The organism is Pseudomonas entomophila, from assembly GCF_023277925.1.
Taxonomy (GTDB): Bacteria; Pseudomonadota; Gammaproteobacteria; order Pseudomonadales; family Pseudomonadaceae; genus Aquipseudomonas; species Aquipseudomonas entomophila_D.
Map to the genome: position 1 here is coordinate 2,487,270 of NZ_CP063832.1, position 23,320 is coordinate 2,510,589.

Here is a 23,320-nt window from a genome sequence, read left to right on the forward strand (position 1 = left end):
CTCACTCATAACGTAGCGCCTCTGCAGGCTGGGTGCGCGAAGCGCGCCAGGCCGGGTACAGGGTGGCGAAGAAACTCAGGACCAGCGCCGCACCGCAGACCATCCACACGTCCTGGGCTTGGAGCTGCGACGGCAGGTAATCGATGAAATACACATCGGCGTTGAGGAACTTGTGCCCGATCAGCGTCTCGATGCCGGCGATCGCTGCGCTCACGTTGAGCGCGCCGAAAATGCCCAGCACGGCGCCGATAAGGGTGCCGACCACACCGATCACCGTGCCCTGGACCATGAAGATGGCCATGATCTGCGCGGGGGTCGCGCCCAGGGTGCGGAGGATGGCGATGTCGCCACGCTTGTCGTTGACCACCATCACCAGGGTGGAAATGATGTTGAACGCCGCCACCGCCACGATCAGCAGCAACAGCAGGCCGATCATGGATTTCTCCATGCGAATCGCCTGGTACAGGTTGCCGTGGGTGCGGGTCCAGTCACGTGGGTAAAACTGTTGCTCGCCTAGCTGCTGGGCGATATCCCAGGCCGCGCGCGGCGCCTGGAACAGGTCGTCGAACTTCAGGCGCAGGCCCTGGACCTGATCCGCTTTCCAGCGGTGCAGGCGCGACAGGTCGGACAAGTTGGTCAAGCCGAGATAGCCGTCGATCTCGCCGGCGCCGACGTGGAAGGTACCGACCACGGTGAAGCGCTTCATGCGTGGGAACATGCCGGCTGGGGTGACGCTCACCTCGGGGGCGACGAAGGTCAGCTTGTCGCCGATACCCACGCCCAGCTTCTGCGCGGCCTTGTCGCCGATCATGATGCCCCACTCGCCCGGCGCCAGTTTGTCGAGGCTGCCGTCGAGCACGAACCTGTCGATGATCGACACCTCGCGCTCGCGGGCCGGGTCGACGCCGTTGAGCAGCACCTTCTGCACCTTGCCCTCGTGCGTCAGCAAACCCTGCATCTGGGTGAACGGCGCGACCGCCAGCACCTGCGGATTCTGCTTTACTTTAGAGGCAAGGGCCTGCCAGTCATCAATGGGCTGGCCGGTTTCCAGGGTGGCATGAGGGATCATCCCCAGCACACGGGTACGCATCTCGTGGTCGAATCCGTTCATCACCGAGAGCACCACGATCATCACCACCACGCCCAAGGCGAGGCCGATCATCGAGGTCAGCGAAATGAACGAGACGAAGTGATTGCGACGCTTGGCACGGGTGTAGCGCGTACCAATGAATACGAAAAGAGGTCTGAACATGTCGGGGCTTGTTCGGATGAAAGGGAACGTCCTTGTGGCGAGGCGCCTACGGCGGCTTTACACTCGGACAACCGCCGTAACCTTGGGTTCGCCATGACGACATTAGACGAAGAAGATCGCCGCGAATACTACCGCATCGAAGATCGGATCGCACTTCAAATCAGCCCCCTCAGCGCGGCCGAAGCCCTTGAAACAGAACTGTTGCAAGATGATTCGCCGCTGTTCAACCTGCTCAGCGAACTGCACCTCTCCGACTTCGAGTCGCAGCACCTGCTACGTCAGTTGAGCGAAAAGGACCGCACCCTGGCGGCTTTCCTGCGCGCCCAGAACAAACGCCTCGACCTGCTCAGCGCCGTGGTCGCGCAAACATTGATTGGCGAGATCGGCCAACCACAATCGGTGATCATCTCCGAGGGCGGCATCGAGTTTGCTCAGGCGCAGAGGATCGCCCCGGGCACCCGGGTGAAAGTGAAGATGGTGCTGATGCCTCGCGCGCACGGCTTGCTGCTGCGCGGCCGGATCACCCACTGCGACCCGCGCCCCGACGGCGACTACGAGGTCGGCACCGAGTTCATCGACATGACCGACGCCCAGCGCCAACTGCTGGCCCGCTATATCCTGCAGCGCCAGCAACAGCAGCGGCGCCAGGCACTGGAACAGAACGACCCCGCCTCCTGAGCCCCAACTCTCTGATTTGAAGGAACGAACGTGACCCTTATCTACGGCCACCGCGGCGCCAAGGGCGAAGCGCCCGAGAACACCCTGAACAGCTTCCGCCAGTGCCTGTCGCACGGCGTGAACCGCTGCGAACTCGACCTGCACCTGTCGGCCGACAATGAGCTGATGGTGATTCACGACCCAACCCTCAAGCGCACCACGGGCCGCCGCGGCAAGGTGGCCGAGCGCACCGCAAACGAACTGGTCAGCTACGATGCACGCAAGGGCGGCCCGGGGTATGTACAACCCTGCCCTATCCCACGTCTTGAGGAACTGTTCCAGAAATGCGCCTTCGAGCACTGGCAGCTGGAAGTCAAGAGCGCCTCGCGCACCCGCGCCGCCAGCACCGTGCTGGCGATCCGCGAACTGGCCCAGCAGTATGGCTTGCTGGACAAGGTCACCATCACCTCCAGCTCACGGGAAGTACTGGGGGCCGCTCTGGAGCTGGTACCGGATGTCGCCCGTGGCCTGGTTGCCGAGTATGCCTGGCTGGACCCGCTGAAAGTGGCGCAGAACTATGAGTGCCAGATGCTGGCGCTGAACTGGACGCTGTGCACCCCCGAGCGCCTGATCAAGGCGCAGCGACAGGGGCTGCACGTGTCGGTCTGGACGGTCAACGAGCCGGCACTGATGCGCCGGCTCGCCGACTTTGGCGTTGACAGCCTGATTACAGACTTTCCCGGTTTGGCCAAGACCACCCTCGGGTAGGGCTGAAATCGGTCTCTCCGACCGGCTCAGGCCACCGGTCGGAGCCGCTCAAAAAAGCCGGTTCAGACCGTCGTAGGCAGCTACCCGGTAGGCTTCGGCCATGGTCGGGTAGTTGAACGTGGTGTTGACGAAGTACTTCAGGTTGTTCTGCTCACCCGGCTGGTTCATGATCGCCTGGCCGATGTGGACGATCTCCGAGGCCTGGTAGCCGAAGCAGTGCACACCCAGGATCTCCAGGGTTTCGCGGTGGAACAGGATCTTCAGCATACCCTGCGGTTCGCCGGCGATCTGCGCGCGCGCCATGCTCTTGAAGAAGGCCTTGCCCACTTCGTACGGCACCTTGGCCTGGGTGAGTTCCTGCTCGTTCTTGCCGATCGAGCTGATCTCCGGAATTGTGTAGATGCCGGTGGGCACGTCATCGACGAAGCGCCAGCTGCCGTTGTCGACGATGCTGCCGGCCGCCGAGCGACCCTGGTCGTGGGCTGCGCTGGCCAGGCTCGGCCAGCCGATCACGTCACCGGCACCGTAGATATTCGGCACGCTGGTGCGGTAGTTCTCGTCGACATCGATCTGGCCACGGCTGTTGACCTTGATGCCAATGTTCTCCAGGCCCAGCTTGTCGGTGTTGCCGGTACGACCATTGCACCACAGCAGGGCGTCGGCCTTGATCTTCTTGCCCGACTTCAGGTGCAGCACCACACCATTGTCCAGCCCTTCGACCCGCTCGTACTCCTCGTTGTGGCGCACGGTGATGTTGTTGTTGCTGAAGTGGTAGCTCAGCGCCTGGGAGATTTCCGAATCCAGGAAGCTCAGCAGCTGGGCACGGTTGTCGACCAGCTCCACCAGTACACCCAGGCCGCTGAAGATCGAAGCATATTCGCAACCGATCACACCAGCACCGTAGACGATCAGCTTGCGCGGGGTATGGCTGAGGCTGAGGATGGTGTCGCTGTCGTAGACGCGCGGGTGGTGGAAATCGATGTCGGCCGGGCGGTACGGGCGCGAACCGGTGGCGATGATGATGTGCTTGGCCACCAGCTTCTCGACCACGCCGTTGGGGCAGACCACTTCGACGGTCTGCTCGTCGGCGAAGCTGCCGGTGCCGAAGAACACGTCGACCCGGTTGCGCGCGTAGTAGCCGGTGCGCGAGGCGACCTGCTTGCTGATGACCTTCTCGGCGCTCTTGAGCACATCGGGGAAGGAGAACCAGCGCGGCTCACCGATGGCGCGGAACATCGGGTTGGTGTTGAACTGCATGATCTGCCGCACCGAGTGACGCAGTGCCTTGGACGGGATGGTGCCCAAGTGGGTGCAGTTGCCGCCGACCTGGCGACGGCTGTCGACCATGGCCACCTTGCGCCCTGCTTTGGCGGCGTTCATTGCCGCGCCTTCTCCGGCCGGGCCGGAACCCAGCACCACTACGTCGTAGTTGTAGACAGCCATGCGTACTCCTTCAGAACTGGCCCGCCGGCCGGATGGCCGCGGGGCGCGATCATGTCGCCGGGGCGCCATGAGAAAATTCGGGTGCAGTCTAATCAAGCGTGAACGCCGCGCACATTAACCCTTGGTCGCGTCGTAGGCCACTGTTGCCTGCACTACATGTGGTTTCACCAGGTCCGTGGTGGCGATCATCCGTGCCTTGCCTTTCACTCGCCTTTCAACGCCCTGTCGAACGCAGGCGTGGAACGGGAGACGAAGCCACCTTCGGCCCGGGTCACCAACACGGCGGCAAGACCATGGGCGATGGCAAAATCCCAGCCACGCTCGGGCCCGAGGATCAGCAGCAGTGTCGAGTAGCCGTCAGCCTGCAACGCCGAGGCATCGAGCACCGTCACCGCCGCCAGGTCATGCTCGACCGGGCGCCCCAGGCGAGCATCGAAGGTGTGCGAATAGCGCCGGCCATTGTCCTCGAAATAGTGGCGATAGTCACCCGAGGTCGATACCGCCAGCCCCTGTACCGGAATGACCTGGCGAGCGATCTGGCGGTCCTCGCGCGGCAGCTCCAGCGCCACCCGCCAGGGGCTGCCGTCCGGCTTGCGGCCCACCGCCTTGAGCTCGCCGGTGGCTTCGGCGAGGAAACTGTCGATGCCCATTGCCCACAGGCGTTCGGCGATCAGATCGACAGCATGGCCGGCGGCAATGCTGTTGAAGTCCAGCTCGACCGGCGCATCCTTGCACAGCGTATCGGCCTCGATGCGCACGTGCTGGTAGCCCACCCGCTGCCGGGCGCGGGCCAGCGCCTGGGGTTCCGGCACCTGAAGCTCCCGCGACTGCGGCCCGAAGCCCCAGAGGTCGAGCAGCGGCTCGACGGTAAGGTCATACGCCCCCTGGCTCTGCTCGGCGAGCAACTGGCCGAAGGCGACCAGTTCACGCAGGTCGCTGTCGATGGGCAGACACTGGTTGGCCGGCAGCAGATTGAAGTGGCTGACGGTGGAGTCGCCGCGGTAGGTGGAGTAATGCGCGTCGATGGCCCGGAGGATGCCCTCGACCGCGGCTTGCACCTGCTCGGGTGCGGGGCCGCCGGGTTGGCGGACATACTGGATGCTGTAGCTGCTGCCCATGGTCGGGCCGCCGAAGCGCTCGAGGGTGGGGCTTGGCTCGCAGGCAGCAAGCAACGACAGGCAAAACAGAAGAACGGTGCGCAACATGCATTTCTCGGTTAACCGGCCCACAGCGATAGCAGCGAAGCTGGGCGCAAAAAAAACGGGAACCCGAAGGTTCCCGTTTCTTCAACACATTACAAGCGCATCAGCGTGGAAACGCCGGCGGGTTCACACCGGCCATTTCTTCCATCACGCGAACGACCTGGCAGCTGTAACCGAATTCGTTGTCGTACCAGACGTACAGGACGACACGGTTGTCGTTGCAGATGGTCGCTTCGGCGTCGACCACACCGGCGTGGCGCGAACCGACGAAGTCGGTCGAAACCACTTCCTGGGAGCTGACATAGTCGATCTGCTTGTGCAGTTCCGAGTGCATGGCGGTCTGGCGCAGGTACTCGTTGATTTCGTCGCGGTTGGTGGCCTTTTCCAGGTTCAGGTTGAGGATGGCCATCGACACGTTCGGTGTCGGTACGCGGATCGCGTTGCCAGTCAACTTGCCCTTGAGCACAGGCAGTGCCTTGGCGGCGGCGGTGGCAGCACCAGTCTCGGTGATGACCATGTTCAACGGCGCGGCGCGGCCACGACGGCTGCCTTTGTGGAAGTTGTCGATCAGGTTCTGGTCGTTGGTGAACGAGTGAACGGTTTCGACGTGGCCGTTGATGATGCCGTACTTGTCGTTGACAGCCTTGAGCACCGGCACGATGGCATTGGTGGTGCAGGAGGCGGCCGAGACGATCTTGTCGTCGGCCGTGATGTCACCGTGGTTGATGCCATGCACGATGTTCTTCAGCGCGCCCTTGCCAGGCGCGGTCAGGATCACGCGGGCGGCGCCCGGGCAGGCCAGGTGCTGGCCGAGGCCGTCGGCGTCACGCCATACACCGGTGTTGTCGACAATCAGGGCGTCGTTGATGCCGTACTGGGTGTAGTCGACTTCGCTCGGGCTCTTGGCGTAGATCACCTGGATCAGGTTGCCGTTGGCGGTGATGGTGTTGTTCGCCTCGTCGATGACGATGGTGCCGTCGAACGGACCGTGTACCGAGTCGCGGCGCAGCAGGCTGGCGCGCTTGGTCAGGTCGTTCTCGGCGCCCTTGCGCACGACGATGGCGCGCAGGCGCAGGCCGTCGCCGCCACCGGTCTTCTCGATCAGGATGCGCGCCAGCAGGCGGCCGATGCGGCCAAAACCGTACAGGACGACGTCGGTGCCCTTGCGTGCGGAAGCGTTCTGCTGACCCACCACGTCGGCCAGTTCGTCACGGACGAACTGCTCGGCGCTGCGGCCATTGCCTTCGGCCTTGAACTTGTTGGCCAGCTTGCCCAGGTCGACCGAAGCGGCGCCCAGCTTAAGCTCGCTCATGGCCTTGAGCAGGGGGAACGTCTCGTGGACGGACAGCTCGGTCTCGTCGGCCTGGCGGTGACGGGCAAAGCGGTGGGCTTTGAGAATCGAGATAACCGAACGGTTGATCAGGCTGCGGCCATAGATCGAGCTCACCACGTTGTTGTTGCGGTAGAGCTGACCGATAAGCGGGATCATCGCTTCAGCCAGGGCTTCACGGTCGATCCACTCACCAAGACACTGGTCGGGCTTCTGAGTCACGGTAACCTTCCACATGTAGGGGAACAAAAAAGGGGCTACATTATGACGCCCCTCGGCGTATCGGGCAATGAGCGCCTGTCGTCGGCCGCAACACCCGTCGTCATGCCCTTTCGAGCCTGACAGCGAGCCCGCTCACCGGTACAATCGACCTCTTTGCCGCAACGCTTGGAGTCCGATCTCCCGTGTCAGTTCTGCGCCTTCCGCACATGTCGGCCACGGCCGGCAAACAAACCTGGGGCAACCTGCCCGGTGCCGCCTTGAGCCTGGCCATCGCCGAGGCCGCCAGCACCGCCGGTCGCTTCACCCTACTGCTGACCGCCGACAGCCAGACCGCCGACCGCCTGGAACAGGAGCTGCGCTTCTTTGCCCCGGAACTGCCGGTACTGCCCTTCCCCGACTGGGAAACCCTGCCCTACGACCTATTCTCGCCGCACCAGGACATCATCTCCCAGCGCATCGCCAGCCTCTATCGGCTGCCGGAACTCGACCACGGCATTCTCGTAGTGCCGGTCACCACAGCCCTGCACCGCCTCGCCCCCACGCGCTTCCTGCTGGGTGGCAGCCTGGTGCTGGATGTGGGGCAGAAAATCGATGTCGAGCAGATGCGCACGCGCCTGGAAGCCAGCGGCTACCGCTGTGTCGATACTGTCTACGAGCATGGTGAATTCGCCGTGCGTGGCGCATTGATCGACCTGTACCCCATGGGCAGCAAGCAGCCGTACCGCATCGACCTGTTCGACGACGAGATCGAGACGCTGCGCACCTTCGACCCGGAAACGCAGCGCTCGATCGACAAGGTCGACTCAGTGCGCCTGCTGCCGGCGCGCGAATTCCCCATGCAAAAGGACGAGGTGACCCGCTTCAAGGCCCGCTTCCGCGAGCGTTTCGATGTCGATTTCCGCCGCAGCGCCATCTTCCAGGACTTGACCAGCGGCATCATCCCGGCAGGGATCGAGTACTACCTGCCATTGTTCTTCGAAGAAACCGCCACACTGTTCGACTACCTGCCGGCGGACACCCAGGTGTTCTCGCTGCCCGGCGTCGAACAGGCCGCCGAACACTTCTGGAACGACGTGCGCGGACGCTACGAAGAGCGCCGCGGCGACCTGACCCGCCCGCTGCTGCCGCCCGCCGAACTGTTCCTCCCGGTCGAGGACTGTTTCGCCCGCCTGAAGCAATGGCCACGGGTGGTGGTCAGCAGCGAAGAAATCGACCCTGGCGTTGGCCGCGAGCGCTTCCCGGCCCGCGCCCTGCCCAACCTGGCCATCGAGGCCAAGGCCAACCAGCCGCTGGCGGAGCTTGCGCACTTCCTCGACCAGTTCCCCGGCCGCGTGCTGTTCACGGCCGAATCGGCAGGCCGGCGCGAAGTGCTGCTGGAGCTGCTCGAACGCCTGAAGTTGCGCCCGCAGACTGTCGATGGCTGGGCCGACTTCGTCACCGGCAGCGAGCGCCTGGCGATTACCATCGCCCCACTCGACGATGGCCTGCTACTGGACGATCCGGCTATCGCCCTGGTCGCCGAAAGCCCGCTGTTCGGCCAACGCGTGATGCAGCGCCGGCGCCGCGAAAAACGCGGCGAGGCAGCCAACGACGCGGTGATCAAGAACCTCACCGAGCTGCGCGAAGGTGCGCCGGTGGTGCATATCGACCACGGCGTGGGTCGCTATCTGGGCCTGGCGACACTGGAGATCGATGGCCAGGCCGCCGAATTCCTCACCCTCGAATACGCCGAGGGCGCCAAGCTCTATGTGCCCGTGGCCAACCTGCACCTGATCGCCCGCTACACGGGCAGCGACGATGCCCTGGCGCCACTGCACCGACTGGGTTCCGAAGCCTGGCAGAAAGCCAAGCGCAAGGCCGCCGAGCAAGTGCGCGATGTCGCCGCCGAACTGCTCGACATCTACGCCCGCCGCGCTGCGCGCAAAGGCTATGCCTTCGCCGACCCGGCCGCCGACTACGCAACCTTCAGCGCCGGTTTCCCCTTCGAAGAGACCCCCGACCAACAGGCGGCCATCGAAGCAGTGCGGGCCGACATGCTCGCCGGCCAGCCCATGGACCGCCTGGTCTGCGGCGATGTCGGCTTCGGCAAGACCGAAGTGGCCATGCGCGCCGCCTTCATCGCCGTGCACAGTGGTCGCCAGGTAGCGGTGCTGGTACCCACCACACTGCTCGCCCAGCAGCACTACAACAGCTTCCGCGACCGCTTCGCCGATTGGCCGGTGACTGTCGAAGTGATGAGCCGCTTCAAGTCGACCAAGGAAGTCGCCACCGCAGCGGCGGAGCTGGCCGAAGGCAAGATCGACATCCTCATCGGCACCCACAAGCTGCTGCAGGATGATGTGCGCTTCAAGGACCTGGGCCTGGCCATCATCGACGAAGAACACCGCTTCGGGGTGCGCCAGAAGGAACAGCTCAAGGCCCTGCGCAGCGAGGTGGACATCCTCACCCTGACCGCGACACCCATACCCCGCACCCTCAACATGGCGGTGTCGGGCATGCGCGACCTGTCGATCATCGCCACCCCCCCGGCGCGGCGCCTGTCGGTGCGCACCTTCGTCATGGAGCAGAACAAGAGCACGGTCAAGGAAGCGCTGCTGCGCGAGCTGTTGCGTGGCGGCCAGGTGTACTACCTGCACAACGACGTCAAGACCATCGAGAAATGCGCCGCGGAGCTTGCCGAACTGGTGCCCGAAGCCCGCATCGGTATTGGCCACGGGCAGATGCGCGAACGCGAGCTCGAACAGGTGATGAGCGATTTCTATCACAAGCGCTTCAACGTGCTGATCGCCTCGACCATCATCGAGACCGGCATCGACGTGCCCAGCGCCAACACCATCGTCATCGAGCGCGCCGACAAGTTCGGCCTGGCGCAATTGCACCAGTTGCGCGGCCGGGTCGGGCGCAGCCACCACCAGGCCTACGCCTATCTGCTGACGCCGCCGCGTCAGCAGATCAGCGCGGACGCCGAAAAGCGTCTGGAGGCCATCGCCAACACCCAGGACCTGGGCGCAGGCTTTGTCCTTGCCACCAACGACCTGGAAATCCGCGGCGCCGGCGAACTGCTCGGCGAAGGCCAGAGCGGGCAGATCCAGGCAGTGGGTTTCACCCTGTACATGGAAATGCTCGAGCGCGCGGTCAAGGCCATCCGCAAGGGCAACCAGCCCAACCTCGAGCAACCACTCGGTGGCGGCCCGGAGATCAACCTGCGCCTGCCGGCACTGATCCCCGAGGACTACCTGCCCGACGTGCATGCACGCCTGATCCTGTACAAGCGCATTGCCTCGGCGGCCGACGAAGAGGGCCTCAAGGACCTGCAGGTGGAGATGATCGACCGCTTCGGCCTGCTGCCGGAACCGACCAAGAACCTGATGCGCCTGACCTCGCTCAAGCTGCTGGCGGAAAAACTCGGCATCAAGAAAGTCGATGCAGGCCCCAACGGCGGCAAGCTCGAGTTCGAAGCCGAAACTCCGGTCGACCCGCTGACCCTGATCAAGCTGATCCAGGGCCAGCCAAAACGCTACAAGTTCGAAGGCGCGACCCAGTTTCGCTTCCTCGTACCCATGGAACGCCCGGACGAACGTTTCAACACACTGGAAGCGCTGTTCGAGCGCCTGACCCCACAAACGAATTAAGGAAGCTTCATGCGTGCTATTCGTAGCCTGACCCTGTTGCTGGCGCTGCTTGCACCCACCGCCTTCGCCGCAGGCCCCTATCAGGTTGAAATGATTCTCGTGCGGCAGAACGCCGTGCCGGCCGTGACCAGCCCGTTCGCCCCGGAAGACTGGAGCGCTGGCGCTCCCCGCCTGGAGAAAGGCGCTGAGCGCCCGACAGCGCTGGATGACGAGATCACCCGCCTGCAGGCCACCCCGAGCTACACCGTACTACTGCACAAGGCCTGGCAGCAGGATGGCGACAAGATCGCCCTGGGCGCCGGCGAAGAACAGTTCGGCCACTTCCACATCGAAGGCAACCTGAGCATCGCCGAAGATCGCTTCATCAGTGTCGACGCCAACTTTTGGGTCAACGAACTGGACGGCAATGGCAGCGGACTGCGCAGCGAACAGTTCAAGCAGAGCAACAGCAACATGAAGGCTGGGCAATTGACCTTCCTCGATGGCGGGCACCTGGCCGTGCTGCTCAAGGTTACCCCTGCCGGCATGCGCAAGATGCCGCTGCCGGACCCGGAGATGATGGAGCAGTGAAGTGAGCGAGGGCGATGTACTGCAGTTGCTCAGGGAGCATCCCAACTGGGTCGATGTCATCGATTCAGGCGCCCTGACCCGCGGGCGCGCCTATGCCGCCCAAGGCCGCGCCCGAACCCTGTCGCTGCACGGCAACACCGCCGAGGCGACCTGCCAGGGTTCGGGAGGCCAGCGCTACCACCAGACCATCCGCCTGGTACTCAACGGCGGCGACCTGCGCGTTTTCGGAAGGTGCAGCTGCCCCGTCGGTATCAATTGCAAACACTGCATGGCGGCGCTGTTCCACCTGCTGGACAACGCGGACGATCTGCAACCGCCACTGCCCCAGGAACAGGCTGCGCTATCCTTGCCACCCGAACTCGACCAATGGGTCGAGGCACTCGAGGCGCCAGCCCTTTCCAGCGCCCCCCGTGAACCGGCGCGCAAAGGCCCCGCCCTCTACTTTCGAATCCTGAGCGACCACGAGCATTACCGGCTGGAAGCCGTCAAAGGCACCCGGCAAGCGGACGGCACCTTGAAATTCAGCCGGGTGACAGCATTGCCCGAACTGATCTACTACGCCCCACGCTACGTCACGGAGGATGATGCTCGACTGCTGCGATTGATCGACACTTGCAGCCGCAACGCGCTCCCCGTGGTGAAGCTGGAGGGCAGGCAGGGCGCGGAGCTGCTGGGTTATGCACTGGCCAGCGGCAAGCTGCTGTACGAACAAGGGCAAGCTTCCCTGCTTTCCGGGCCACCTCTGCACGCTGAGTTCCGCTGGGTCAGGCTGGACAACGGCAGTTACCGAGGCGCTTGGTATCGTGAAGATCAGGCTCCGCTGCAGGTAGTACCCACCGACCCGCTGTTTTATGTGGACCCAGGCAATCATCAGCTCGGCAAGCTGCTGCACGACCTCGACCCCTTCATTGCCCACCAGCTCGCGCGCGCGCCCTTGGTGCCCGAGCATCTGATTGTGCCCTTGAGTCATCGATTGAACGCATTGAACCGCCAAGTCCCCACCCCCACCGCCGTCAGCAGCGAGCAGCTCGAAGGTATCGCCCCCAGCGGGCGACTGACCCTTGGCAGCCTCGAGTTCAGCGCCTACACGCCCAAGACCGGGCGCATGCAGCGGCAAATGCAGCACCGCGCCGCCCTGGCGTTCGACTACGATGGCCTGCTCGCCAGCGGCAGCGACGACAAGCCGCTGACACGCCTGGTGGGCAACACCAGCCAGCGCATCCGCCGCCAGCCCCAGGCCGAACAGGCACTGCGCAAGGTCCTGCGCGACGCAGGCTTCAAGCCCGCCACCCGTCAGAGCAAGGCACTCCCCGACAGCGCCGGCGAGATGCACCAACTGCCCGACGACGAAGCCTGGCTGCGCTTTGCCCGCGAAGGTTTGCCACGCCTACGCGACGCAGGCTGGAAGATCGACGTGCACCGCGACTTCGCCTTCAACCTGCACGAGATCGATGACTGGTACGCCAGCATCGAGGAAGCGCCGGGACATGAATGGTTCGACCTGGAACTGGGCATCGTCGTCGACGGCCAACGCCACAGCCTGCTGCCCATCGTCCTGCAATTGCTGCGCAGCAGCCCGGAGTTGCTTCGCCCCAGCGAGTTGGCCCGGCGCAGCGACGACGAACACCTGCTGATCGACCTCAACCGCGCCCGCCATGACAGTCCGGCGCTGCGCGTCGCCCTGCCCTATGGCCGGATCAAGGCCGTGATGGGCACCCTTGGCGAACTCTACCTGCATGAGGATGCCGTTGGCCCGAGCCTGCGCCTGGAGCGCGCCGACGCCGCGCGCCTGAACGAGATCGAACATCTTCCCTTGCAGTGGGAAGGCGGCACCCATGTCCGCGACCTGGGCCGGCGCCTGCGTGACGCCCGCGACCTGCAGGTCGCCCCACCCAAAGGCCTGGACGCCACGCTGCGCCCCTACCAGCAACAAGGCCTGAACTGGCTGCAGGCCCTGCGCGAAATGGGCACGGGCGGCATCCTCGGTGACGACATGGGCCTGGGCAAGACCCTGCAGACCCTCGCCCACCTGCTGCTGGAGAAAGAAGCCGGACGCCTGGCCAACCCGGCGCTGGCCGTGATGCCCACCAGCCTGGTGCCCAACTGGCTCGACGAAGCCCGACGTTTCGCCCCCGACCTGCGTGTGCTGGCCTTGCACGGCCCGGGACGGGCCAAACATTTCGCCGCGCTGGGCGAGTACGACCTGGTGCTGACCACCTACGCCCTCGCCCCCCGCGACCTCGAACATCTCAAGGCGCAACCCTGGCACCTGCTGGTGCTGGACGAGGCGCAGAACATCAAGAGCAGCACCAGCAAGGCCGCCCAGGCCGTGCGCGAACTGCAGGCCGATCAGCGCCTGTGCCTGACCGGCACACCCATGGAGAACAACCTGGGCGAGCTGTGGTCGATCTTCCACTTCCTGATGCCCGGCTGGCTGGGCGACAGCAAGCGTTTCACCCAGGACTACCGCACCCCCATCGAGCGCCATGGCGACACCGAACGCATGGCTCACCTGGCCGGCCGGATCCGCCCGTTCCTGCTGCGCCGCACCAAGGAGCAAGTGGCCACCGAGCTGCCGGCCAAGACCGAGATGATCCATTGGGTCGAACTTAGCGACGCCCAACGCGACACCTATGAGGCCGTGCGCGTGGCAATGGACAAGAAGGTCCGCGATGAGATCGCCCGCAGCGGCGCGGCACGCAGCCAGATCGTCATCCTCGACGCACTGATGAAGCTGCGCCAGGTGTGCTGCGACCTGCGCCTGGTCAAGGGCACCGAAACCAAAGGCACGTTCGCCGACAAAGGTAAGCTCGGCAGCCTGCTGGAGATGCTCGAGGAACTGCTGAGCGAGGGGCGCAAGGTGTTGCTGTTCTCGCAGTTCACCTCGATGCTGGCGCTGATCGAATTCGAACTGGAGAAGCGCGGCATCCGCTACAGCCTGCTGACCGGCGACACCCGCGACCGCCGCGCGCCAGTGCAGCAGTTCCAGAACGGTGAAAGCGATGTATTCCTGATCAGCCTGAAGGCGGGTGGCACCGGCCTGAACCTGACCGCCGCCGACACCGTCATCCACTATGACCCCTGGTGGAACCCGGCCAGCGAGAACCAGGCCACCGACCGCGCCTACCGCATCGGCCAGGACAAGCCGGTGTTCGTGTTCAAGCTGATCACCCGGGGCACCGTGGAAGAGAAGATCCAACGGCTGCAGCAGGAGAAGGCGGCATTGGCCGCAGGGCTGCTCGATGGCGGGCAGGCCGGGCAGTGGCGGCTGGGGGACGAGGAGATCGAAGCGCTGTTCGCGCCGCTGCCAGGCAAACGCGGACGATAGCAGTCAACGCTGGCCTCTTCGCGGGTTTACCCGCGAAAAAAGCCCGAGAGAATCAACTCAGATCAATCGATCAACTGCGCATCCTTCAACGCCCCCAGCGCCTGCGACCAGCGCGGTTGCTGACGGTAGTCGGTACGGGCGAAGCCTTGCCCACGCATCCGCGCGATCCGCGGCGAGGGCTTGACCTTCATCCGCTGCGCCGCGCTCAGCGCCAACTCCGCCGCCGCCCGGTCATTGCACACCAGCCCCATGTCACAACCGGCGCTCAGCGCTGCCTCGATACGACTGGCGGCATCCCCCACCACATGGGCGCCAGCCATGGACAGATCATCACTGAAGATCACCCCGTCGAAGGCCAGTTCGCCGCGCAAGATCTCCTGCAACCAGCGACGGGAAAAACCCGCCGGTTGATTGTCGACCTGCGGGTAGATGACATGGGCTGGCATCACTGCCGCCAGTTGGCGGCTCAAGCGCGTGAACGGCACCAAGTCGGCTGCGCGCAGTTGCTCGAGGCTGCGCTCATCCACCGGAATGGCGACATGGGAGTCGGCCTCGGCCCAGCCGTGTCCCGGGAAATGCTTGCCGCAGGCAGCCATGCCGGCAGCGTTCATGCCGCGAATGAATGCACCCGCCAGTTGCGTGGCGCACTCGGGGTCGCCTTCGAAGGCGCGACTGCCAACCACTGCGCTGCGCTGGTGGTCCAAGTCCAACACCGGGGCAAAGCTCAGGTCCAGGCCAACCGCCAGTACCTCGGTCGCCATCAGCCAGCCACACTGCTCGGCCAGGTACTCGGCATTGGCGTTGTCGGCGATCGCGCGCATCGCTGGCAGGCGTACGAAGCCCTGGCGCAAGCGCTGAACCCGCCCACCTTCCTGGTCGACAGCGAGGATCAGGTCGGGGCGAATGGCGCGGATCGACGCACACAACTCGCGCACTTGGCGCGGGCTGTCGATGTTGCGGGCAAAGATGATCAGGCCGGCCACTTCGGGCTGGCGCAACAGATGCCGGTCTTCGGCGGTCAGCCATTTACCGGCGATGTCCACCATCAGGGAGCCTTGCAGGCTGACAGTCATAGCGTGTCCTTCATTGAAGATCCAGGGAGGCCCAGTGCGGGCAGGCAGCCTCGTCGATCCGCACACGGCAACCGGCCGGTACACGATCGAACAGGTCAAGCAGGTCGGCGTTGCGCAGGCGCACACAGCCATGGGACAGCGGGATACCCATAGGTTCAGTGTCGGGCGCGCCATGCAGGTAGATATAGCGGCGGAAGGTGTCGACTTCACCGAGGCGATTGATCCCCGGTTCGCAGCCACTGAGCCAGAGAATGCGGCTGAGGATCCAGTCGCGCCCCGGATACTGCGCCTGCAGTGGCGGTGACCAGACTTCGCCAGTCCAGCGCCGCCCAAGAAGGACCGCACCCCGCGGCAGGCCAGCGCCTATCTTCGCACGCACCCAGTGCAGGCCTCGCGGCGTGCAACCGGAACCGTTCAGCTCTCCCGCGCCATTGCGCGCCGACGAGATCGGCAGACGCACATGCAGCGCCCCATGGGCAAAGCCATAAAGCCGCTGGTCGGCGAGGGATATGTGCAGGAAATCGAGCTCAAGCATGGGCGCTAGCTTAGCCGAAGCGCCCCTCCCCGCCCAGTGTCAGGCCTTGGCGGGCGCGCTACTCTTGCTCCGCGGCCGCAGCTGCGCGGTGGCCATGGCCTCGTCGGTGACCCCCGTGTCAGCCCGCATGCCGGCAGCCAGGAACGGCACCATCAGGCGCATGACTTGCTCGATCGACGTATTGATACCGAAATCGGTTTCGGCGATGGCGCGCAGGGCCTTGATACCGGACATGCTGAATGCCGCGGCCCCCAGCATGAAGTGCACGCGCCAGAACAGCTCCAGCGGCGGGATGCGCGGGGCGGCTTCGTGGACCAGCAGCATGTAGCGGCGGAACACCTTGCCGTACATGTCCTCCAGGTAGCGGCGCAGGTGGCCCTGGCTCTGGCTGAACGCCAGCCCCAGCAGGCGCATGAAGATGGACAGGTCGTTGTTGCTGCGCGGCTGTACGGCAAGCGCCTGTTCGACCAGCATTTCCAGCAACTCTTCGAGCGAAGCCTTCTGCTGTGCCTGGCGGCGATCCAGTTCACGCTCGAGGCTGGCGCAGAAAGGGCCGAGAAAACGCGAGAAGACTGCCTGGATCAGGGCCTTCTTCGAGCCGAAATGATAGTTCACCGCCGCCAGGTTGACCCCAGCCTTGCTGGTGATCAGCCGCAACGAGGTTTCCGCGAACCCGCGCTCTGCGAACAGCTGCTCCGCCGCATCGAGGATACGCTCGACGGTTTCCGACTGGGCCATGACTACTCCACCTGACAAACAGTTGTTTGAAACATACGTTTCAGGCCTGCCGATGTCAAGGCTCGGTGACCGGGCGGTCGCCCATTTAACCACAGCCACAAAGCATTGAATCATCAGGCTTTGCTTGTACGGTGCTTGCAGCTTGCCAGCCACTGTATATAATCCCAGTCACTGTATATAAAGACAGAGCCCTCGCCCATGCTGAAACTGACGCCACGCCAAGCCGAGATTCTGGCTTTCATCAAACGCTGCCTCGAAGACAACGGTTTCCCCCCAACCCGCGCGGAGATCGCCCAGGAGCTGGGCTTCAAGTCGCCCAACGCCGCCGAGGAGCACCTCAAGGCCCTGGCACGCAAAGGTGCCATCGAAATGACTCCCGGCGCCTCGCGCGGCATTCGCATCCCTGGCCTCGAAGCCAAGGTCGAGGACAACGGCCTCCCCATCATTGGCCGGGTCGCTGCTGGCGCGCCGATCCTCGCCGAACAGCACATCGAGGAATCCTGCAACATCAACCCGGCCTTCTTCCATCCGCGCGCCGATTATCTTCTGCGCGTGCACGGCATGAGCATGAAGGACATCGGTATTTTCGACGGCGACCTACTGGCCGTGCACACCACCCGCGAGGCCCGCAACGGCCAGGTGGTCGTGGCCCGAATCGGCGATGAAGTGACCGTCAAGCGCTTCAAGCGCGAAGGCAGCAAGGTCTGGCTGATTGCCGAAAACCCCGAATTTGCCCCCATCGAAGTCGACCTGAAGGAACAGGAGCTGGTGATCGAGGGCTTGAGCGTCGGCGTACTACGCCGCTGAATCAGGAGGCGCCATGCAGCCGTTCATCCAAGCTCCCCTGCAAGCCCAACTGCCGCTGTTCGAGGCCTTCCTCGCCCAGCCAGTACTGCCAGGCCTCAAGGCCAGCAAACCTTCGCGCAAGGGCAATCAACCCGAGCTGTTCAGCGAACTGGCGCTGCGCGGCGCTCCCGGGCATTGCCAGAGCCTGCTGGCCCCCGTCCTGCGTGAACTCAGCGAGGAGGACGAAACACGCTGGCTTACGCTCATCGCGCCACCTGGCAGCCTCACTCAAGCCTGGCTGCGCGAGGCCGGCCTGAACCGTGAACGCATCCTGCTGTTGCAACCTGGCGGCAATCAGACCGCCCTGCAGCTCGCCTGCGAAGCGCTACGCCTAGGCCGCAGCCACACGGTCGTCAGCTGGCTGGGCAATGTCAACAACAGCGCCCGCCAACAATTGCTGAACGCCGCCGCCACCGGAAACGCACAAAGCCTGAACATCCGCCTCGGCTGATGTTCAGGCTTTGCCTGTCAAACGCTTGCTGTCTGGGTCAGTGAAGAACCCGCGGCCCCTCATCACGCTCGAAGTCACCCTCGACCAGCTTGCCAGCCATTTGCACACCCACACTGAGCATGGCCTTGGCCACTTCCACATGCTGTCCTTGCAGAAATGCCTTGGCATCCTCGGAGAAATCCAGGGTTACCAAGGAACCTTCATCCTCGGCACGGCGCAGCTCGATCCGGCCATCAGGCAACTCGACAATTTCTAGGAAGGACGTTGACATATAGGGCCTGCTTTTCACGAAAGGCCGGCATTGTACCAGCCATGGATGCTGTCAGCACTCACTCAGCGCGTCGCGGAATCGTCTCACCAGGTCTTTCAGGCTCTGTCGCCAAGCCTCCAGTTCCTCGCGGGCAAGCACCAAGGGCTCAGCCTCGTCGAGATTGACGGCCTGGATCAGCGGTTGGGTGACGTCGGTCTTGGCCATTTTCTTCGCGACCGGTGGTCGGAACAATTCGGCATAAGCCGCAAGCAAGCGTGCCAGCCAGGTTTCCGATTGCCGCGCCAACTCCAGCATCTCGGCCATTTCCGGAATCGCCACGCTACGCAATGTTTCGTCATTGAGCAGCAACTCGGCCTGCGGGGCCGACGCTTGGGGCAGCCGGTAGAAACCAGCAATCTCGTGGCACAACCCCAGCAAGGCGCCGTACAGGTGGAACAATGCCGCTTCACGCTCGGCCTGGACCAGGCCCTGAGCATTCATCGCCCCGCTTGTCTCAGCCTTGGCCATGGATTCCAGTGCAAGGCCTGCGAAGAACAGTTTCTGATTGGTGCGGGTATAGAGTTCCTGGGCCATTTTCGATGACCTCCCATGGGCAACAAGGCGATAACGCAGTGTCGGGGAAAGCCTGGCATTCCCGCAAGTACAAACGAATCGGGGCCGCTTCGCGCCTCATCGCCGGCAAGGCCGGCTCCTACAGGTAATGCACAACCTCAGCAGGAGCCGGCCTTGCCGGCGATGGGGCGCGAAGCGGCCCCGATATAGGCAATGAACAATCAGCGCTTGTCTTCGACCTTCCACGCCTTGCCGTCGAAGAACGCTTTCCAGCCGGTCGGCTTGCCGTCGACTTCGGACTGCACGTACTGCTCCTTGGTCTTGCGGCTGTAGCGAATCACCGCTGGACGGCCATCAGGGTCCTTCTGCGGCGCATCACAGAGGAAGTGATACTTCGGATCGATCTCGTGCTTGTGCGGCACAATCTCCAGCACCAATGGCGCACGGGTCTCACGGTTTTTCGGGAACTGACTGGCAGCCAGGAATAACCCCGAGGCACCATCACGCAGTACGTAGGTATCGTCGACCTTCTCGCACTTGAGCTCCGGCATGTCCACCTTGTCCATCTTCGGTGGCGCCGCCTCGCCGCTCTTGAGCAACTTGCGGGTGTTCTTGCAGGTTGCGTTGGTGCAGCCGAAGAACTTGCCAAAGCGGCCGGTCTTGAGCTGCATCTCGCTGCCGCACTTGTCGCACTCCAGGCTTGGCCCTTCATAGCCCTTGATGCGGTAGTTGCCCTCTTCGATCTCGTAACCTGCACAATCCGGGTTATTACCGCAGATGTGCAGCTTGCGCTTCTCGTCGAGCAGATAGGCATCCATCGCCGTCGCGCAGATCGGGCAGCGGTGCTTGCCGCGCAGCACCAGCGACTCGGACTCACCCTCATCGTCGGCAGCGATTTCATCGCCCGGCACCAGGTTGACAGTCGCCTTGCAGCGCTCCTTGGGTGGCAGGCTGTAGCCAGAGCAACCGAGGAACACGCCCGTGGATGCGGTGCGGATCATCATTGGCCGCCCACACTCCTTGCACGCGATGTTGGTCAGGGTCGGCTGGTTGGCACGCATGCCGTTTTCAGCAGACTCGGCCGTCAGCAGTTTCTTGCTGAAATCGCCGTAGAACTCATCGAGGACGTTCTTCCAGTCACGCTCGCCCTGAGCCACGTCGTCAAGGTTTTCTTCCATGCCGGCGGTGAAGCCGTAGTCCATCAGATTGGCGAAGCTCTCGGAAAGACGCTCGGTAACGATGTCACCCATCTTCTCGGAATAGAAACGGCGGTTGTGCAGCGTGACGTAGCCGCGGTCCTGGATGGTGGAAATGATCGCCGCGTAGGTCGATGGGCGGCCAATGCCGCGCTTTTCCATTTCCTTGACCAGGCTGGCCTCGGTGAAGCGTGCCGGCGGCTTGGTGAAGTGCTGGCTGGGGTCGAGCTGGATCAGCTTGAGCGCTTCGCCCTGGGCCATTTCTGGCAGCACGTCATCTTCGCCCGGCTTGCTCTGCTGTGGCAGCACACGGGTGTAACCGTCGAATTTCAGAATGCGGCCCTTGGCGCGCAGCTCGAAATCGCCGGCCGCCACGGTGACGCTGGTGGACAGGTACTGCGCCGGCGGCATCTGGCAGGCCAGGAACTGGCGCCAGATCAGCTCGTACAGGCGCTCGGCATCGCGCTCCATGCCACTGAGCTTGGTTGGGTGGGTGTTGACGTCGGAAGGGCGGATCGCCTCGTGCGCTTCCTGGGCGCCCTCCTTGCTGCCATACACCATGGGGGCGTCCGGCAGGTACTGCTTGCCGAACTCGCGCTCGATGTAGCTGCGCGCCATTTCCACTGCGTCGGTCGACAGGTTGGTCGAGTCGGTACGCATGTAAGTGATGTAGCCCGCTTCATAGAGACGCTGAGCCATCATCATGGTCTTCTTCACACCGAAGCCCAGGCGGTTGCTCGCGGCCTGCTGCAAAGTCGAAGTGATGAACGGCGCCGACGGCTTGCTGCTGGTCGGACGGTCTTCACGCTTGACCACGCTGTAGCTGGACGCCTTGAGCTTTTCCAGTGCCGCCATGGCCTGTGCTTCGTTGAGCGGCTTGAAGGCTTCACCCTTCTCACGCGCCACCTCGAAACGCACCTTGGCATTCTTGGCGGTGCCCAGGTCGGCGTGGACTTCCCAGTATTCTTCCGGGTTGAACGCACGGATCTCGCGCTCACGCTCGACTACCAGCTTCACCGCCACCGACTGCACACGGCCTGCGGACAGGCCACGGGCGATCTTGGCCCACAGCAGCGGCGAAACCATGTAACCGACCACGCGGTCGAGGAAACGACGCGCCTGCTGGGCATTGACCCGGTCGATATCGAGGTCGCCCGGCTGGGAGAAGGCCTCCTGAATGGCCTTCTTGGTGATTTCGTTGAACACCACGCGCTTGTAGCGGCTGTCGTCACCGCCGATGGCTTCGCGCAGATGCCAGGCAATGGCTTCCCCCTCGCGATCCAAGTCGGTTGCGAGATAGATGGTGTCGGCATCCTTGGCCAGGCGGCGCAGCTCGTCGATCACCTTCTCCTTGCCGGGAAGGATCTCGTACTTGGCTTTCCAGCCAGCCTCCGGGTCGACACCCATGCGCGCCACCAGCTGGCGTCGGGCCTTCTCCTTGGGCGACAGGGCCGGCGCCTCACTCGCGGTCTTGCCGCGCTTGGCCGCCGGTTCCTTGCTCGCACTGGCGGAACCGCTGGTGGGGAGGTCGCGGATATGGCCGATACTCGACTTCACCACGTACTGGTTACCCAGGTACTTGTTGATGGTCTTGGCCTTGGCCGGGGATTCCACAATGACCAGCGATTTGCCCATGGATCGGAGTATTCCTGAATCTGAAGATGAAAAACGCGTCAGGTGCCAGACGCGGCACCGCTATATATAGTGGCAAAAGAGTGAGGTCAAGCGCAGACGCTTACTCGCCTGCCTTGGCCAACAGCCCGGACAACCCTTCTTCGGCCTTGACCAAAGCAAAGCGTGGCACCTGCTCGCCGTCAACCTCGACCGACTCGAGGAACATCGAAAGGGGTCGCACCCAGAGCCCGAACTCACCGTACAGGGCCTGGTAGAACACCACCCACTGCTCGGTTTCGGAGTGGCGCGCGGCGCCGAACACACGATACTCAGGCCCTTTGTAGTGCCGGTACACACCGGGTTGTATCTGCATGTCACTCATGCCTCTTGAACAAATCCTGTAAAAAACAAAAACCGGGGCACATGGCCCCGGCTGCTGGCTTGCAACGCGATCAGACGCGTTCGAAGACAGTGGTGATGCCTTGGCCCAGGCCGACGCACATGGTGGCAACGCCGAGCGTACCGCCATTCTGCTTCATGACGTTGAGCAGGGTGCCGGAAATCCGCGCACCGGAGCAACCGAACGGGTGGCCCAGGGCGATGGCGCCGCCGTGCAGGTTAACCTTCTCATCCATCTTGTCGAGCACTTTCAGATCTTTCAGCACTGGCAGGGCCTGTGCCGCGAAGGCTTCGTTGAGTTCGATGAAGTCGATGTCGGCCATGGTCAAGCCGGCGCGCTTGAGGGCTTTCTGCGTCGATGGCACCGGGCCGTAGCCCATGATCGCCGGGTCGACACCCGCGACAGCCATCGAGCGGATGACCGCCAGGGGCTGGATACCCAGGTCCATGGCGCGCTGGCCGGACATGACGATCATGCACGAGGCACCGTCGGTGATCTGCGAGGAAGTACCCGCAGTCACAGTGCCGCCTTTCGGGTTGAACGCAGGCTTGAGCGAAGCCAGGCCTTCAAGGGTGGTTTCCGGGCGAATGGTTTCATCGAAGTCGAAGACCTTCAGGAAGCCGTTCTCATCATAGCCCTGCATCGGGATGATCTCGTCCTTGAACTTGCCTTCGACCGTCGCCTTGTGGGCGAGCTGGTGCGAACGCACACCGAACAGATCCTGTTGCTCACGGGTGATACCATGCATTTTGCCGAGCATCTCGGCAGTAAGGCCCATCATCCCGGAGGCCTTGGCAGCGTGCAAGGACAGGTGCGGGTTGGGGTCGACGCCATGCATCATGCTGACGTGCCCCATGTGCTCGACACCACCGATGACGAACACGTCGCCGTTGCCGGTCATGATCGCCTGGGCGGCGGTGTGCAGCGCGCTCATCGACGAACCGCACAGGCGGCTGACGGTTTGCGCGGCGGAGGTGTGCGGGATCGGGGTCATCAACGATGCCATGCGGGCGATGTTCCACCCCTGCTCCATGGTCTGGTTGACGCAGCCCCAGATCACGTCCTCGACTTCTTTCGGGTCGATCTTGTCGTTACGCTCCAGCAGCTTGCTGATGAGGTGCGCGGACATGTCTTCGGCACGGGTGTTGCGGTGCATGCCACCCTTGGAGCGGCCCATTGGCGTGCGACCAAAGTCGACAATCACCACGTCTCTTGGATTCAAGCTCATATCAATAATCTC

General features: G+C 63.5%; 19 protein-coding genes. 7 read left to right on the plus strand and 12 right to left on the minus strand.

Annotated features, from left to right (window positions below):
* Position 1: 1 nt before the first annotated feature.
* Positions 2-1,252, minus strand: coding sequence for a lipoprotein-releasing ABC transporter permease subunit (locus IM733_RS10795; protein WP_248920832.1), 1,251 nt, complete (start codon positions 1,250-1,252; stop codon positions 2-4).
* Between the two features lie 93 nt (positions 1,253-1,345).
* Between IM733_RS10795 and IM733_RS10800 the strand changes: the two genes are divergently transcribed.
* Together IM733_RS10800 and IM733_RS10805 are read left to right on the plus strand one after the other, a co-directional pair.
* Positions 1,346-1,930 carry a PilZ domain-containing protein gene (locus tag IM733_RS10800; RefSeq protein WP_248920833.1) on the plus strand — a complete coding sequence of 195 codons (585 nt, stop codon included), beginning with the start codon at positions 1,346-1,348 and terminating at the stop codon, positions 1,928-1,930.
* A gap of 30 nt (positions 1,931-1,960) precedes the next feature.
* Positions 1,961-2,677: a glycerophosphodiester phosphodiesterase gene (locus tag IM733_RS10805; RefSeq protein WP_248920834.1), complete on the plus strand. Its 717-nt coding sequence runs from the start codon at positions 1,961-1,963 to the stop codon at positions 2,675-2,677.
* A 48-nt stretch (positions 2,678-2,725) separates the two neighbouring features.
* Here the strand turns inward: IM733_RS10805 and sthA are convergent, their stop codons facing one another.
* From sthA to IM733_RS10820, 3 genes are all read right to left on the minus strand, one after another.
* Positions 2,726-4,120, minus strand: a complete 1,395-nt coding sequence (gene sthA, locus IM733_RS10810; RefSeq protein WP_248920835.1) for a Si-specific NAD(P)(+) transhydrogenase — start codon at positions 4,118-4,120, stop codon at positions 2,726-2,728.
* A 203-nt stretch (positions 4,121-4,323) separates the two neighbouring features.
* Positions 4,324-5,322: an FAD:protein FMN transferase gene (locus tag IM733_RS10815; RefSeq protein WP_248921156.1), complete on the minus strand. Its 999-nt coding sequence runs from the start codon at positions 5,320-5,322 to the stop codon at positions 4,324-4,326.
* Between the two features lie 103 nt (positions 5,323-5,425).
* Positions 5,426-6,889, minus strand: a complete 1,464-nt coding sequence (locus IM733_RS10820) for a glyceraldehyde-3-phosphate dehydrogenase (protein ID WP_213657646.1) — start codon at positions 6,887-6,889, stop codon at positions 5,426-5,428.
* 167 nt (positions 6,890-7,056) lie between these two features.
* Here IM733_RS10820 and mfd point away from each other — a divergent pair, with 167 nt between their 5' ends.
* The 3 genes from mfd to IM733_RS10835 are packed head-to-tail and all read left to right on the plus strand — an operon-like array spanning position 7,057 to position 14,404.
* Positions 7,057-10,506 carry a transcription-repair coupling factor gene (gene mfd / locus IM733_RS10825; RefSeq protein ID WP_248920836.1) on the plus strand — a complete coding sequence of 1,150 codons (3,450 nt, stop codon included), beginning with the start codon at positions 7,057-7,059 and terminating at the stop codon, positions 10,504-10,506.
* Between the two features lie 9 nt (positions 10,507-10,515).
* Positions 10,516-11,076, plus strand: coding sequence for a CsiV family protein (locus IM733_RS10830; protein WP_248920837.1), 561 nt, complete (start codon positions 10,516-10,518; stop codon positions 11,074-11,076).
* Between the two features lies 1 nt (position 11,077).
* Complete coding sequence (locus tag IM733_RS10835; RefSeq protein ID WP_248920838.1) at positions 11,078-14,404, plus strand: DEAD/DEAH box helicase; 3,327 nt, start codon at positions 11,078-11,080, stop codon at positions 14,402-14,404.
* Positions 14,405-14,466: 62 nt separating this feature from the next.
* On the opposite strand, the gene nagZ is transcribed toward IM733_RS10835, so the two are convergent.
* Genes nagZ through IM733_RS10850 form a run of 3 tightly spaced genes read right to left on the minus strand, consistent with a single transcriptional unit; the run spans position 14,467 to position 16,750 of the window.
* The gene (gene nagZ, locus IM733_RS10840; RefSeq protein WP_248921157.1) at positions 14,467-15,465 is read right to left on the minus strand and encodes a beta-N-acetylhexosaminidase; all 999 of its coding nucleotides are present in this window, start codon (positions 15,463-15,465) and stop codon (positions 14,467-14,469) included.
* Between the two features lie 22 nt (positions 15,466-15,487).
* Positions 15,488-16,012: a L,D-transpeptidase gene (locus tag IM733_RS10845; protein WP_248920839.1), complete on the minus strand. Its 525-nt coding sequence runs from the start codon at positions 16,010-16,012 to the stop codon at positions 15,488-15,490.
* Positions 16,013-16,051: 39 nt separating this feature from the next.
* Positions 16,052-16,750, minus strand: a complete 699-nt coding sequence (locus IM733_RS10850) for a TetR/AcrR family transcriptional regulator (protein ID WP_248920840.1) — start codon at positions 16,748-16,750, stop codon at positions 16,052-16,054.
* A gap of 198 nt (positions 16,751-16,948) precedes the next feature.
* Between IM733_RS10850 and lexA the strand changes: the two genes are divergently transcribed.
* Positions 16,949-17,557 (plus strand): transcriptional repressor LexA, encoded by a 609-nt coding sequence (lexA, locus tag IM733_RS10855; RefSeq protein ID WP_240065388.1) that lies wholly within the window; start codon positions 16,949-16,951, stop codon positions 17,555-17,557.
* Between the two features lie 13 nt (positions 17,558-17,570).
* Positions 17,571-18,047, plus strand: a complete 477-nt coding sequence (gene sulA, locus IM733_RS10860) for an SOS-induced cell division inhibitor SulA (RefSeq protein WP_248920841.1) — start codon at positions 17,571-17,573, stop codon at positions 18,045-18,047.
* A gap of 37 nt (positions 18,048-18,084) precedes the next feature.
* On the opposite strand, the gene IM733_RS10865 is transcribed toward sulA, so the two are convergent.
* The 5 genes from IM733_RS10865 to fadA all read right to left on the minus strand — a co-directional run bounded on the left by IM733_RS10865 (position 18,085) and on the right by fadA (position 23,308).
* Complete coding sequence (locus tag IM733_RS10865; protein WP_011534820.1) at positions 18,085-18,318, minus strand: hypothetical protein; 234 nt, start codon at positions 18,316-18,318, stop codon at positions 18,085-18,087.
* Positions 18,319-18,369: 51 nt separating this feature from the next.
* Positions 18,370-18,891 (minus strand): DUF6586 family protein, encoded by a 522-nt coding sequence (locus tag IM733_RS10870; RefSeq protein ID WP_248920842.1) that lies wholly within the window; start codon positions 18,889-18,891, stop codon positions 18,370-18,372.
* A gap of 200 nt (positions 18,892-19,091) precedes the next feature.
* The gene (topA, locus tag IM733_RS10875; protein ID WP_248920843.1) at positions 19,092-21,701 is read right to left on the minus strand and encodes a type I DNA topoisomerase; all 2,610 of its coding nucleotides are present in this window, start codon (positions 21,699-21,701) and stop codon (positions 19,092-19,094) included.
* Between the two features lie 100 nt (positions 21,702-21,801).
* Positions 21,802-22,053, minus strand: coding sequence for a DUF1653 domain-containing protein (locus tag IM733_RS10880; RefSeq protein WP_248920844.1), 252 nt, complete (start codon positions 22,051-22,053; stop codon positions 21,802-21,804).
* 79 nt (positions 22,054-22,132) lie between these two features.
* Positions 22,133-23,308 (minus strand): acetyl-CoA C-acyltransferase FadA, encoded by a 1,176-nt coding sequence (gene fadA / locus IM733_RS10885; RefSeq protein WP_011534824.1) that lies wholly within the window; start codon positions 23,306-23,308, stop codon positions 22,133-22,135.
* Positions 23,309-23,320: the final 12 nt, after the last annotated feature.